Here is a 12,664-nt window from a genome sequence, read left to right as displayed (position 1 = left end):
GCTGCAAGTTCAAGGCGTGACGATCCGCACGACGCCCGAGGCCTCGACGACCCCGTCCAGCGTGCGGTTGGTGGCATTGGCGACGACGCGCACGGCATCGCCCTTCGAGCCGCCGGCGAGCGCACGGCCCGCCGAGGTGATGATCAGCGGGCCGCTGACGATACGGATCGTCACCGGCTCGCCGCGGCGGATCATCTGGGGACGCATCAGGTCGGCCTGGCGCACCACGGTGCCCGCCGGCAGGTTGCGCGTGGCTTCCATGCCCGCGGCCTGATCGACGGTGAGCGCGCCGCGCGCCGCGGCGGCGGGACGTTGCTCGACCGAGAAATCGCCCGCCTCGATGCGGTCGCCCTTCTGCACGGCATGGCCGAGCACGGCGACCGGCACTTCTTCGGGCGTGCCGAAGGCGAGCAGCGCGAGGCCGAGGATGCTGATCATCAGCGCAGCTGGCTGGTGGTGGCCAGCATCTCGTCAGCGGTCTTCACGACGCGGCTGTTCATCTCATAGGCGCGCTGCGCGGTGATCAGCGCGGTGATTTCGGCCACCGGGTTGACGTTCGAGGCTTCGACGAAGCCCTGCATCAGCGTGCCGAAGCCCGGATCGCCCGGGGTGCCGGCGATCGGCGCACCCGAAGCGGCGGTCTCGAGGAACAGGTTGCCGCCCTTGGCCTCCAGGCCGCCTTCGTTGACGAAGGTGGCGAGCTGGAGCTGGCCGATGGTCTGCGGGGTGGGATCGGCGCCGCCCAGGACGACGTCGACCTGGCCGGTCTTCGAGACGCTGACGCTCACGGCGTTCTGCGGCACGGTGATGCCCGGCTGGACCGGGAAGCCGTCCGAGTTCACCAGCTCGCCCTGGTCCGACACGCCGAACGAGCCGTCGCGGGTATAGCCGGTCGAGCCGTCGGGCAGCGTGATCTGGAAATAGCCATGGCCCTGGATCGCCAGGTCATATTGGTTGTCGGTCTGCTGGGTCGAACCCTGCTCGTTGATCCGGTAGATCGCGCCGGTCTTCACGCCCGAGCCGATCTGGATGCCGGTGGGGCTGCGGGTCTGGGCGCTGGTCGCCGAACCGGGACGCACGACCTGCTCGTAGAGAAGGTCCTGGAACTCGGCGCGCTGGCGCTTGAAGCCCGTGGTGTTCATGTTGGCGATGTTGTTCGAGATCACATCGACATTGGTCTGCTGCGCGAGCATGCCGGTCGCGGCGATGGAAAGCGTACGCATGGATCAGTTCCTTGTGCTTATGGCGTGGGGTCAGCCGACCCGGCTGAGCTTGTCGATCGCGGACTTGCGCATGTCGTTCATGCTCTGGGAGAGGTTCTGGCTGGTCTGATAGGCGCGCAGGATCTCCACCATGTCGGTGGTTTCCTGGATCGCGTTGACGTTCGAGCCTTCCAGGCCGCCGGTCTGCAGATGCGTCTCGCCCGAAGGGAGCTCGCGGCCGCCGGTGCCGTCGAACAGGCCGTCGCCGCGCGGATCCACGCCGGCTTCGTCGAACTGGGTGACGGTGATGCGGCCGAACGGCCCGCCCGGGCCGTTGATCGTGCCGTCCTTGCCGACGGTCACCTGGTTGGCCGCTTCCGCCGGGATCACGATGGGCTTGCCGCCCTCGCCCAGGATGCGATTGCCGCTCGAGGTGGCGAGTTCGCCCGAGGGCAGCATCTTGAGCTGGCCCGCGCGCGTATAGGCGGTCGAACCGTCCGGCGCCTCGACCGACAGATAGCCCTGCCCCTCGATCATCACGTCGAGCGGGTTGCCGGTGACCTGGAAGCCACCCTGGCTGAAATCATGGACCGCGCCGTAGTCGAGCACGAACGCCGTCTTGTTCGCCGGCTTCACCGCGCTGTCCGTCTTCTCCACATATTCGCGGAAGACCGGCTGCTCGCGCTTGAAGCCAACCGTGTTCATGTTGGCGAGGTTGTTCGCCGCCACATCCATGCGACGGCGAAGCGCCGTTTCCTGGCTGAGCAGCACGTAGGAAGAAATGTCCACCGGACCATCCTCAAAAATTCGCACTAGGCAACAATTGCCGGGCGCTGATCCTATAATAGAGGGAAATGCACCGACGCGGTGTCGGCGTGCAGATTTCGGAAGGTCACCAGGGAATGTCGTCTCCGGAAATCATCGAGGAGGGCGCGGAGGCTGCGAAGGCAGCCAAGCCCAAGTCGAAGAAGAAGCTCATCATCATCGGTGCCGCGGCGGGCGTGCTCCTGCTCGGCGGCGGCGGTGGTGCCGCCTTCCTGTTCTCCGGCTCGAGCGCCAAGGCTGAGGAAGCCAAGGGCGCGCATGGCGCGAAGACGGAAGAGAAGAGCGCCGAGGGCGGTCACGGCGAAGGTGCCGAGGCCGGCAAGGACGCGTTCGTCGACGTGCCTGCGATGATGGTGAACCTGCGCTCGCCCGACGGCCAGACGCGATTCCTGAAGCTGCACTTCATGATCGTGCCGGGCGACGGCGTCACCCCGGACGCGCTCAAGGAGAAGCTGCCGCTGGTGCTCGACAGCTTCCAGCCCTTCCTGCGCGAGCTGCGCCCCGAGGACCTGGCCGGCTCGGCCGCCGTCTTCCGCATCAAGGAAGAGATGATGGTCCGCGCCACCGCCACGCTGGGCGACGGCCAGGTGAAGGACATTCTGATCCAGGATCTGGTGCAGCAATGATCGATCTCGAGGATTTCGACCTTCCGGATCCGCCCGCCCCTCCCGGGGACATGGTCGGCGGCAGCTTCGACCAGGCGGACATCGATGCGCTGTTCGGCGATTTCGGGCCCACGGTGGGCAAGAAGGGCCTGCGCGCCGTCATCGAATCCAAGGTCATCAGCCACGAGCGTCTGCCGATGCTCGAAGTGGTGTGCGACCGCGTGGTCCGCACCTTCGCCAGCTCGATGCGCAACCTCACCTCGGACGGCGTCGACGTCAGCCTGGAGGAAGTGACCTCCACCCGCTTCGGCGAGTTCATGAACCGCGTCGCCCTGCCGGCGATGGTGGGCGTGTTCAAGATCGAGGAATGGGAGAGCTATGGCATCGTCACGGTCGATTCCAGCCTGATCTACTCGGTCGTCGACGCGCTGCTCGGCGGCCGCGGCGGCGGTTCGCCGATGATGATCGACGGCCGCGCCTTCACCACGATCGAGACCGGCCTGGTCTCGCGCATGCTGACGCTGGCGCTGAACGACTTCTCGGAGGCCTTTGCGCCGATCGAGCCGGTGAACATGAACCTCGAGCGCATCGAGACCAATCCGCGCTTCGCCGCGATCGCCGGTGTCTCGAACATCTGCGCCACCGCGACCTTCCGCGTCGACATGGACGGGCGCGGCGGGCGGTTCACCCTGGTGTTTCCCTACGCCACGCTCGAGCCGGTACGCGACAAGCTGCTCCAGCGTTTCATGGGCGAGAAGAGCGGCCGCGACAGCATCTGGGAGGCGCACATGGCCGCCGAGGTGCGCAAGACCAATGTCTCGATGAGCGTGCTGCTGGGCGAAAAGGCGATGTCGATCGCCGAGCTGCGCAGCCTCGAGATCGGCCAGACCATCGCGCTCCACAAGAGCCCCGACGATTCCCTCGATATCGCCTGTGGCGGCGTCAAGCTCGCCCAGGGCCAGATCGGCCAGCGCAACGGCAAGGTCGCCGTCCGCCTGGTCAACGACGTTTCCTCCGACAAGAAGGTGAAGCAATGAGCATCGCGCTACTCGCCAATGTGCTGACGATCATCCTGTGCATGGCCGTGCTCGTGCAGAGCGTGCGGATGATGAAGAGCCTTCGCACCGTGAAGGACGGCGCGCTGACCCAGGTGGTCGAGGCGCTGCAGATCGCCACCGTCCAGGCCCGTGCCGTGCTGTCGGACATGAAGCACACGCTGGGCACCGATTGCGCCCGCCATGCCCAGCTGGTCGAGCGCGCCCGTGAGCTGCGCGACGAGCTGAGCCTGATGACCGGCATCGCCGACGCCGCCGCCGAGCGGATCGTCAGCGCGGTCGGCATGGCCAATGCCCAGCGCGACGACGACGGCGAGATCGAGGCCGAGCAGGCCGAGGTCGAGAGCGACGCCCCGATGGCGGCGGCCGCGTAATGGCCCGCCCCTCGCTTCTTCTCCTCACGGCCGGCGTGACCGGGCTCGCGGTGGTCGCCAATGCGGCGACGATCGCGACCGGGCAGCAGGACACGGGCAACCAGACCCGGCTCGGCAACGAGATCACCCAGGACATGAGCGCCCGCGACGCTGCCGCTGCACGCCGCAAGCGCGGGCTCGACCTGCGCGAGCAGGCGGCCAAGGCAGCCTCGGCGCGGCTCGCCGCCGATGCGGAGGCGCGCAAGAAGCAGGACGAGGCGCAGCAGCAGATGGCCGGCGGCCCGAGCGGCGGCATGCCTGGCGCGCCGAACCCCGCGGACTCGCAGTTCGACGGGCTCGCCCGCATCTACCAGGCGATGAAGCCCAAGGCCGCCGCAGTGGTCTTCGAGCAGCTCGACATGGAAGTGCAGATGAAGGTCGCGCAGCGCATGCGCGAGCGCTCGACCGCGATGATCATGGCCGCGATGACGCCCAAGGGCGCGGCGGCGCTGAGCATGGCGATGGCGCGGCGCAACGCCGGCGCGCGTCCCCAGGCACAGCCTCAGCCCCAGGGCGCGGCAGCGCGTCCGCAGGCCGGCCAGCAGATGGGTCCGGCACAGGCGGCGCGGCGCTAGGCCAGAACCGAGGTCAAGAAAAAGCCCATCCCGGCACCGCGACGGGATGGGCTTTTTCGTATCCGTTTCGGGGCAATTCGTCAGCCGGTGCGGGCTTCGACCTCGACGATCAGCACGCGGACCAGACCCGGCTCGGCGACCTTCAGCGCGGCGGTGAGGTCATGGTCGAGCTGCTGGGCGTCGACCGCGCGCAGTGCCGAGGCGTTGAGGCGGGCGAATTCGAGCCCGGCGGCAACCGTCGCGGCGCGCAGCACGGGCATCTGGCCGTTCAGCTTGGTGGCGACCTCGGCCGAGCCGGCATCGATCACCACCTTGAAGCGCAGCGCGCCGTTCACCCGATCGGAATCGATGATCGGCACGGTGACTTCTTCCATGGGCACGAGGTGCAGTCCCTCGCCGGCGGCGCCAGCGCCCCCGCCCGAAGCCTGCGCACCACCTCCCAGCGGCAATGCCGCCAGACCCAACGCAACCAGCGTTTCGCGTCGCAAATCCTGTCTCCCGATATCGGTGCACCGGCGCCGCATCGGCACCCACTCCTCTATAATAGAATGGAATCAGTGAGCAGGTGATGAGTTGAGCCACGATCAACGCCCGGGAAAGATGCGTGTCGTCCGTGACGCGGGGCACCCCAATGTGCGGACCACCATCGAAGGCACGGCCGAAGTCGTGCGTCCGAAGGCCTCTCCGGCCGCCGTGCCCGTCAAGGTCGCGCTGCCGATGATGCAGGCCATCCTCTTCCTGCTCGCGTGCATCGGCGGCGGCGTTGCCGTCATCGTGGTCCGTCCGTTCGGGCTCGGCTGATGCGCACCCTGTTCCTTGCCCTTGCCGCCGGCGCGACCACCACGGCGCCGACCGTCGCGCCGCACGGCACGCCCGCCCCCGCCGCGACGCCGGGCGCTGCCGCCACGCCGCATGCCGCCGCCACGCCGGCCGCGACGATCCCGAGTGTGGCCCTGCCCCGCTTCGCCGCCACCCTCGCCCAGATGCCGATGATCACCGGCGGTGACGGCTGGAGCGGCGTGACCGGCACCGAGGCCTGGCACCAGCTCGCCACCGCGACGCCGGACAATCGCCAGTCGATCCGCTGGAACTATGCCAAGGGCCTGATCCGCACCGAACGCGGCGGCGAGGCAATGGGCGTGCTCGAGGCGATGCGCCTCGCCGATCCCGACCTGGCGCTGGTCGCCCCCTTCCAGCTCGCCCGCGGCGCGGCGCTGACCCTGCTCGGCCGCGATGCCGAGGCGGTGGAATCGCTGAGCTCGGCCGAGCTGGTCGGCAATGCCGAGGCCTGTGCCTGGCGGATGCGCGCGCTCGCCCATTCGGGTGCCGCGCCCGAGGCCGTCGGCCAGATCGAATGCGCCCGCGGCGCGATCAACGCCCGCGTCCCGCGCGACCGCGTGCCCTTCATGCTCGCCGCCGCCGGCGCCGCCATCGATATCGGCCAGCCGCAGCCGGCGCTGCAATGGCTCCAGCTGTTCAGCGACCGCAATCCCGACGCCAACCTGCTGCGCGGCCGCGCGCTGCTGGCCCAGAAGGATCTGGCCGGCGCGCGCCTGCGCTTCGAGCGCGCCGCGCTCACCGGCTCGCCCGAGGTCAAGGCCGGCGCGAAGCTCGGTGCGATCGAAGTAGCGATCGCCGGCCACTCCGTCTCTCCGCCCGATGCGATCAAGCAGCTCGATGCGCTCCGCTTCGGCTGGCGCGGCGGCGCGGTCGAGCGCCGCGCGCTGACCATCGAATATGGCCTGGCCAAGGAAGCGCAGGACCTGCGCGCCGAGCTGAAGAGCGGCGCCACGCTGCTGCGCTATTTCAAGATGGGCGCCCAGGCGGGGCCGATGTTCGCCGAGCTGCAGCAGACGCTGAACGCGGTGCTGGCGCCGGAGAGCGGCGTGCCGCTGCCCCAGGCGGCCGGCCTCTATTGGGACTTCCGCGAGCTGGCTCCCGCCGGCGGTGACGGCGACGTACTCGCCAACCGCCTGGCCGACCGGCTCCAGGCCGCCGGCCTCTATGCCCGCGCCGCCGAGCTGCTCTCCTACCAGCTGACCCAGCGCGCGCAGGACGTGGCGCAGGGCCCGCTTTCGGTGCGCGTGGCGATGCTGCAGATCCTGGCCAACCGCCCGGACCTGGCGCTTAAGGCGCTGCAGACCACCGAGCAGCCGAGCTATTCCGAGCAGATGCGCTGGGATCGCAAGCGGATGGAAGCCGTGGCGCTCCATCGGCTCGGCAAGGACGAAGCCGCTGCGGCAGCGCTGGACGGCGTGCCGGACGGCGCGGCGGTGCGCGCCGAGATCCATTGGCGCACCCAGGACTGGGGCGCCTTCGTGACCGAGAGCGAGAAGAGCCTGCCCGGCGCCAAGACGGCCATGGCCGCGCCGCAACAGGCCGCCGTGCTGCGCTATGCCGTGGCGCTGGCGATGCTCAACCGCGAGGACAAGCTGCGCGGCCTGCACGGCCGCTATGCCACCGCGTTCAAGGGCCTGCCGACCGCCGGCGCGTTCGACATGCTGACCGCCAGCATCGACAGGATCGATCCGGCCAAGCTCGACGCCGCGATCGGCGCGATCCCCGAAGCGAGCCCGGCGGGATCGATCGGCGACTTGCTCGACGCAGGGGGCTGAGGCCGATCCGTCCTATGCGGTGACGAATGCCTCGCACGCGATCGAGTCGATCGGCGTGTCGGGTGCCAGCAGCACGATTAGACTCCGCCTGTCGCGGTCATGGCCGAGCACGTCCGTCGCGAAGCGAAGCGCGCGCCGGCTCCTGGGAAAAGACGCGCCAAAGGTGGCGTGGTACGACAGCCCGTCCTGCACTTCACGCGCGATCGGCGCATCCGAATAGACCAGCACCGACGTCGGTGTGCGTCCTCGCAAAGCCCAGATCGACGGGCCTGAGGCTGCACGACGATCGGCAGCAACAACCTCCTGGAGGGGCATCCCAGGCCCCGGAGCGGCCAAAGGAAAACCCCGGAGGCGCTAGCCTCCGGGGTCCATTATGCTTCCATCCGAAGAAGCGTCTTACTTCAGATAGGCGGTCAGGTTCAGGCCCGAGAGCTGGGCGAACACCGAGTAGCTCGCCTCGAGCACGCTCTTCTGCTGGGCGAGGTCGATCGCGACCTGACCGAGATCGGCGTCCTCATTCTCCTGGATCACATTCTTGAGCACCAGCCCGCGCTCCTCGCCGCGCGAGGCGAGCGTGTCGACCTGGTTCTGCTTGCGGCCATTCTCCGCGTTGACCGCGCGCAGGTCGCCCAGGCCGGTGTCGAGCTGGCTCACCGCCTGCTTGACCGCGTCGAGCTGGGTGCTGGTCAGCTTGGTGCCGATCGCGCCTGCGCCGCCGAGCGTGCGGAACGCTTCATAGAGATTGGCGCCGATCTCGCTGGCGCCGACGCCGTACTTCACGTCCACGCCTTCCCCGACACGGGCATTGGCGCGCACAGTGTCGTTGTGGAAGGCGGCGCTGCCCGGGGTCGCGGCCGCATCGGCCAGCGTGTCCACCGAGAAGGGCGCCTGGTCGATCTGGCTGCCGCCGAACAGCGGCGTGCCGCCCTCCGAGGCGTTGAGCGAGGTGCGGAACTGGTCGAACGCCTGCTGGATCGCTTCCTGCAGGCCGGCGGCATCGCCGGTGCCGACCGCGTTCATCAGGCTGGTGCGCAGGTCCGTGGTAGCGTCCTCGATACCTTCCATGTTCGCCTGGTAGAGCGAGAGCGTGGTGCCGACGCGCTTCGAGACGGTCGACTGCGCTTCCTGGCGCGCGAGCAGCGTGTGCGCCGACAGGTTGCGCACGGACTCGGTGCCGAGATCGGCGAAGGTCGCGGCCTTCTTGCCGGTCGAAAGCTGGGTTTGCGTGTTCGCGAGCCTCTCCTGCGCGCGCATGATCGCGCTGGACATGGTGCTCTGGAGCGGAATGGTGGCGACGCGGGTCATGGGTCTTCCCTTCTTTCTGGCCCTTAGCGGAGCATGCCGAGGAGCGTGTCGTACATGTCGTTGGCGGTGGAGATCACGCGCGCGGCGGCCGAATAGCTGTTCTGCAGCACCACCATCTGCGAGAGTTCCTCGTCGATGTTGACGCCGGCGAAGCTGTCGCGGCGGTTGATCGCATCGGCGCTGCGCGCCGAGGCATCGGCGAGCCTGCCCTGGGCCTGGTTGGCGTCGAGGCCGATGCGGCCCATCAGGTTGCTGGCAAAGGCATCGACCGTGGACTTGCCGTCCTTGCCGAGATCGATCGCGCTGCCGAGCTTGTTGACGAACGCAGTCGCGCCGCGGGTGTCGCCCGAGCCGAGCGCCTTGGCGCCGACCGCGACGTCCTGCAGCTGGGCCAGGCCGAGCTTGGACGAATCGGCGAGGATGTCCGGACGTACCTGGGCCATGCCCAGCCCGCTCGATGCCCCGGTGAGGTTCATCATCTGCGAGAAGGAACGGCCGGTGCCGAAGCGATTGGTCGAGTCCGCCGGGATCGACAGCGTCGCGCCCGCGACGTTGGCCGAGGGCTGGAAGCGCATGCGGCCGGCATCGTCGAGCGAGAAGGTGCCGAAATTGGCGAGCGGGCTGGCGTTGAGGTCGTTGACCATGTCGCCGACGGTGCCGCCGGCGGCGGGCGACAGCGTGTAGCTGGTCAGCGCCCGGCCCGAGCTGTCACGCAGCACGATCTGTGCGGTCTCGCCCGCAGCAAAGCCGTGAGGGTCGCTGCTTGCGAGACCCGAGGGGACCAGCGAACTGCTGTCGCTGCGGACGAGATCGTTGAGTCCGAAATATTGCGAGACGCCCTGCCCGGCGCGCGCACTGGGCTTGGTCGCGTCCTGGCCGACGGCCACGCCGTTGCCCGCGCCCGCAGCGGTGATGGTGAGCTTGCCGTCGACGAAGCTCGCCGTGCCGGCGCCGCCCAGGCCCGTATTGATCGCGTTGACCATGTCATCGACCGTCGCGGTGGGACCTAGCGCATCGAAATCGATCTTGGTGCTGGCAACGAGCGTGCCGTCCGCCTTGGTCACCGCAAAGGTGGCCGCGCCGGTGAAGCCGAGCCGGTCGGCCCCGATCAGGCCGCTGTTGCGGCCGGTGAGGCTGGCGGGCGGCGGCACGGTGCTGCTGGCATTCGAAACCGCGTTCAACGCCTGGGACAGGCCGGTGAACAGCGTGCCGAGTTGCTCCTGGACCGCCGGCAGCGCACGATCGCGCAGATCGAGCAGGCCGCCGAGCTTGCCGCCGATCGCGGCGGAATCGATCTTGTCGCCGGTCGCCGCATCGGGCTGGGCCAGGCGGATCTCGATCGGGGGATAGGTTGCCTGCGAGACCGAGCCGCTGCTCGGATAGTTGAGCTGGCGCAGGCGCTTGTCGAGCAGGGTCTGGCCATTGGCGGTCTCGATCGAGACGCGGCCATCCGGCTGCTCGCGGATGTTGACCTGCATCAGGCCGCTCAGCTCCTCGAGCGCGCTCATCCGCTGATCGGCGGCACCGCCGGCGCTGCGGCCGAGGCCGGTCGCCTGGGCGATCGTGCCGTTCAGGTCGTGGATACGCTGGAGCAGCGTGTTGATCTTGTCGACCGAAAAGCCGACTTCCGACTCCACGTCGGAGCGCAGCTGGGACACGTCCTTGTCCATCTGCTGCATCGAGGTGATCGCATCCTGCACGTCGTTGGTGAACTGCGCCACCGTCTGCGTGGAGGCGAGCGAGCCCGTCATCGCCACAGCCGAGGCCGAGACGTCGTCGAGGCGCGCGGACAGGCCGGACTTGCTGCCGGGCTGGCCGAGCAGCGCCTGCATGCGATCGAGATAGTTGGAGACCACTTCCGAGCGGCCGAAATCGCCCGCGCGGCTGTAGACCGTCGCTTCGAGGAACTTGTCAGCGACGCGGGTGGGCTCGCCCACCACCACGCCGCTGACCTGTCCCCCGACGACGCCCGTGGTGAGGCTGACGCGCTCGCGCGCATAGCCGGCCACCCCGACATTCGCGATGTTGTTGGAAACCGAGCGAAGTCCGGCCTGAGCAGCGTTCAGGCCGGAAATCGCGGTACCGAGAATGTCGTTGAGCGCCATGATCCCCTGCGTTCAGTTAGAGTTTTAGCGCTTCAGGTCGCTGACTTCGCGCAGCATGTCGTCCACCGTCGTGATGATCTTCGACGAGGCGCTGTACGCACGCTGGAAGCGGATCATGTTGGTGAACTCGCTGGCGAGATCGACCGTCGAGGCTTCGAGCGAGTTCGGCGCGATTGCGCCCGCGCCGAGTTCACCCGGCTCGTTCAGCGTGAAGCCGCCCGAGGTGCGGCTGGCCGTGTAGGCGTTGCCCGACACGCGGGTGAGGCCGTCCGGGTTCTGGAAGGTCGCCAGCGGGAGCTGGAAGACCGCACGGGTGGTGCCGTCGTCGAACACAGCATTGACCACGCCTTCCTTGGTGATCTCGATCTGCGACAGGTTGCCCAGGGTGCCGCCATCGGTGTTGCCCGAGATCAGCGAGCTCGGCTGGCCGAACTGGGTGAGACCGTCGATCTTGCCGTCGCTGCCCAGTTCGAGCTTGATCGGCACCGAGGACGCCTGGTTGGCATAGGTGATGTTCAGCGCGCTGTTCAGCCAGCTGCCCGACGGGAGGTCGAGGCTGCCGTCCGGCTTGAAGTTGACGTCGCCGCCGGCGATGAGGCCGTTGGTGCTCGGCACCGCCGGAGTCACGCTGGTGTCCATGATGTCGCTGGCCGGGACCGAATAGACTTCCGCCTTCCATGCGTTCGGGCCGGTCTTGATGAAGGCCATGTTGAGCGTGTGCGAACCGCCCTGCTGGTCATAGACGGTGAACGAGCGCTGGAACTGGTTCTCGGTCTTCGGCGTGTAGCTGTTGTTCGCCGCATACTTCGCCAGGTCGCCCTTGGTGTAGCCGGCAGCGGCCGGCGACACGTCGGTCGCAGTGTTGAGGTTGATGCGCGCCTGGATGCGCGACGTCGCCGCCGCGGTGCCGGTCAGGTCGCTGACGCGGATCGCTTCGAGATCGTCGATGTTGCCGGTGTTGTTGTACTTGCCCTCGGCATCGAGGCGATAGCCATAGAGGTACAGGCCGGTCGCCGGGTTCTTCAGGAAGCCTTCCTCGTCCGCGCGGAACGAACCGGCGCGGGTGAAGGCGACTTCACCCTGGCCGCCCGAGGCGGTGCGGGTGACGAAGAAGCCCTTGCCGTCGATGGCGATGTCGGTGCTGCTGCTCGAAGCCTGCATCATGCCCTGCTTCGAGATCATTGCGGTCGGCGCCGCGACGACGCCGCCGGCCGAGTAGCTGGAACGGGCTCGGCCGTCCGTGACCATCGTCTTGAACTGGGCTTCGACGCCCTTGTAGCCGATGGTGTTGATGTTGGTGATGTTGTCGGCAACCGCTGCCATCGCGCTGGACTGCGCGTTGAGACCGGAAACGCCGGCATAGAGAGCGGAATAGAGGCTCAAGACGAATACTCCCTCGATGCCCGCGAAACGCGCACGGGCCCACGCCCCAATTGTAGGATGAGCGCGGCACAGACCCCAACAAAGCCTCAAATAAGATTCTGCTGGGCAAAAATTGCCGGGTGCGCCGCCGGCGATGCGAAAGGCATCCTATAATGCAGCCAAACGAACGAAAGGCTGTATCCCCATGCTCCGCATCACGCTTCGCGACGGCGAGAAGGCGATCGTCAACGGCGCGGTGATCCGCGCGGTGGGCCGCACCCAGATCGCCATAGAGAATAAGGTGTCCATCCTGCGCGGGAGCGAGATCATGCGCCCCGAGGAAGCCACCACCCCGGCGCGCCAGCTCTATTTCGCCGCCATGCTCGCCTATATCGACCCGGCCAGCCGCGACAGCCACCACGAGGCCGTGGTCGGCCTGGTCGGCGCGCTGATCGCCGCGCTCGGCACGGCCGAGGCCAAGGCGGCCTGCATCCGCTTCGCCGGCGAGATCGCCCAGGGCGAATACTACAAGGCTCTCGGCAGCGCCCGCGAAGTGATCGCGTTCGAAGACGCCGTCGTCGCCCAGCAGGCGGCCTGAGGAA

15 protein-coding genes are annotated in these 12,664 nt (G+C 68.1%); 7 read left to right on the top strand and 8 right to left on the bottom strand.

Features of this window, described 5'->3' with window-relative positions:
- Positions 1-9: 9 nt before the first annotated feature.
- The 3 genes from flgA to GGR46_RS12005 are packed head-to-tail and all read right to left on the bottom strand — an operon-like array spanning position 10 to position 1,991.
- Complete coding sequence (gene flgA, locus GGR46_RS12015; RefSeq protein ID WP_183997970.1) at positions 10-438, bottom strand: flagellar basal body P-ring formation chaperone FlgA; 429 nt, start codon at positions 436-438, stop codon at positions 10-12.
- The gene (flgG, locus tag GGR46_RS12010) at positions 438-1,223 is read right to left on the bottom strand and encodes a flagellar basal-body rod protein FlgG (protein ID WP_183997968.1); all 786 of its coding nucleotides are present in this window, start codon (positions 1,221-1,223) and stop codon (positions 438-440) included. The genes flgA and flgG overlap by 1 nt, the downstream gene beginning before the upstream one ends.
- A 30-nt stretch (positions 1,224-1,253) precedes the next feature.
- On the bottom strand, positions 1,254-1,991 hold the full coding sequence (locus GGR46_RS12005) for a flagellar hook-basal body complex protein (protein WP_183997966.1): 738 nt from the start codon (positions 1,989-1,991) through the stop codon (positions 1,254-1,256).
- A gap of 113 nt (positions 1,992-2,104) precedes the next feature.
- Here GGR46_RS12005 and GGR46_RS12000 point away from each other — a divergent pair, with 113 nt between their 5' ends.
- The 4 genes from GGR46_RS12000 to GGR46_RS11985 are packed head-to-tail and all read left to right on the top strand — an operon-like array spanning position 2,105 to position 4,675.
- Positions 2,105-2,653 carry a flagellar basal body-associated FliL family protein gene (locus GGR46_RS12000; RefSeq protein ID WP_183997964.1) on the top strand — a complete coding sequence of 183 codons (549 nt, stop codon included), beginning with the start codon at positions 2,105-2,107 and terminating at the stop codon, positions 2,651-2,653.
- Entirely contained in the window at positions 2,650-3,669 is a 1,020-nt protein-coding gene (gene fliM / locus GGR46_RS11995; protein ID WP_183997961.1) for a flagellar motor switch protein FliM, read from the top strand. Before GGR46_RS12000 ends, fliM begins: the two co-directional genes overlap by 4 nt.
- Positions 3,666-4,061 carry a DUF6468 domain-containing protein gene (locus GGR46_RS11990; protein ID WP_183997959.1) on the top strand — a complete coding sequence of 132 codons (396 nt, stop codon included), beginning with the start codon at positions 3,666-3,668 and terminating at the stop codon, positions 4,059-4,061. The genes fliM and GGR46_RS11990 overlap by 4 nt, the downstream gene beginning before the upstream one ends.
- A 35-nt stretch (positions 4,062-4,096) precedes the next feature.
- Positions 4,097-4,675, top strand: coding sequence for a MotE family protein (locus GGR46_RS11985; protein WP_343058129.1), 579 nt, complete (start codon positions 4,097-4,099; stop codon positions 4,673-4,675).
- Between the two features lie 80 nt (positions 4,676-4,755).
- On the opposite strand, the gene GGR46_RS11980 is transcribed toward GGR46_RS11985, so the two are convergent.
- The gene (locus GGR46_RS11980; protein ID WP_183997955.1) at positions 4,756-5,163 is read right to left on the bottom strand and encodes a hypothetical protein; all 408 of its coding nucleotides are present in this window, start codon (positions 5,161-5,163) and stop codon (positions 4,756-4,758) included.
- A 112-nt stretch (positions 5,164-5,275) separates the two neighbouring features.
- Between GGR46_RS11980 and GGR46_RS11975 the strand changes: the two genes are divergently transcribed.
- On the top strand, positions 5,276-5,476 hold the full coding sequence (locus tag GGR46_RS11975) for a hypothetical protein (protein WP_183997953.1): 201 nt from the start codon (positions 5,276-5,278) through the stop codon (positions 5,474-5,476).
- Positions 5,476-7,290: a hypothetical protein gene (locus tag GGR46_RS11970; protein WP_183997951.1), complete on the top strand. Its 1,815-nt coding sequence runs from the start codon at positions 5,476-5,478 to the stop codon at positions 7,288-7,290. Before GGR46_RS11975 ends, GGR46_RS11970 begins: the two co-directional genes overlap by 1 nt.
- Positions 7,291-7,302: 12 nt before the next feature.
- On the opposite strand, the gene GGR46_RS11965 is transcribed toward GGR46_RS11970, so the two are convergent.
- The 4 genes from GGR46_RS11965 to GGR46_RS11950 form a co-directional block, all read right to left on the bottom strand.
- Entirely contained in the window at positions 7,303-7,518 is a 216-nt protein-coding gene (locus GGR46_RS11965; RefSeq protein ID WP_183997949.1) for a hypothetical protein, read from the bottom strand.
- Positions 7,519-7,686: 168 nt separating this feature from the next.
- Positions 7,687-8,595: a flagellin gene (locus tag GGR46_RS11960; protein WP_183997947.1), complete on the bottom strand. Its 909-nt coding sequence runs from the start codon at positions 8,593-8,595 to the stop codon at positions 7,687-7,689.
- Positions 8,596-8,618: 23 nt separating this feature from the next.
- On the bottom strand, positions 8,619-10,700 hold the full coding sequence (gene flgK / locus GGR46_RS11955; protein ID WP_183997945.1) for a flagellar hook-associated protein FlgK: 2,082 nt from the start codon (positions 10,698-10,700) through the stop codon (positions 8,619-8,621).
- Positions 10,701-10,724: 24 nt separating this feature from the next.
- On the bottom strand, positions 10,725-12,083 hold the full coding sequence (locus tag GGR46_RS11950; RefSeq protein ID WP_183997943.1) for a flagellar hook protein FlgE: 1,359 nt from the start codon (positions 12,081-12,083) through the stop codon (positions 10,725-10,727).
- A gap of 184 nt (positions 12,084-12,267) precedes the next feature.
- On the opposite strand from GGR46_RS11950, the gene GGR46_RS11945 reads away from it, so the two are divergent.
- Positions 12,268-12,660 (top strand): flagellar biosynthesis repressor FlbT, encoded by a 393-nt coding sequence (locus GGR46_RS11945; protein ID WP_183997941.1) that lies wholly within the window; start codon positions 12,268-12,270, stop codon positions 12,658-12,660.
- The last annotated feature ends 4 nt before the right edge of the window (positions 12,661-12,664 follow it).

Source organism: Sphingomonas kyeonggiensis (assembly GCF_014196745.1).
Lineage (GTDB): Bacteria > Pseudomonadota > Alphaproteobacteria > Sphingomonadales > Sphingomonadaceae > Sphingomonas > Sphingomonas kyeonggiensis.
Note: the sequence above shows the minus strand (reverse complement) of the source record. Positions and strands in the feature narration are given on the sequence as shown.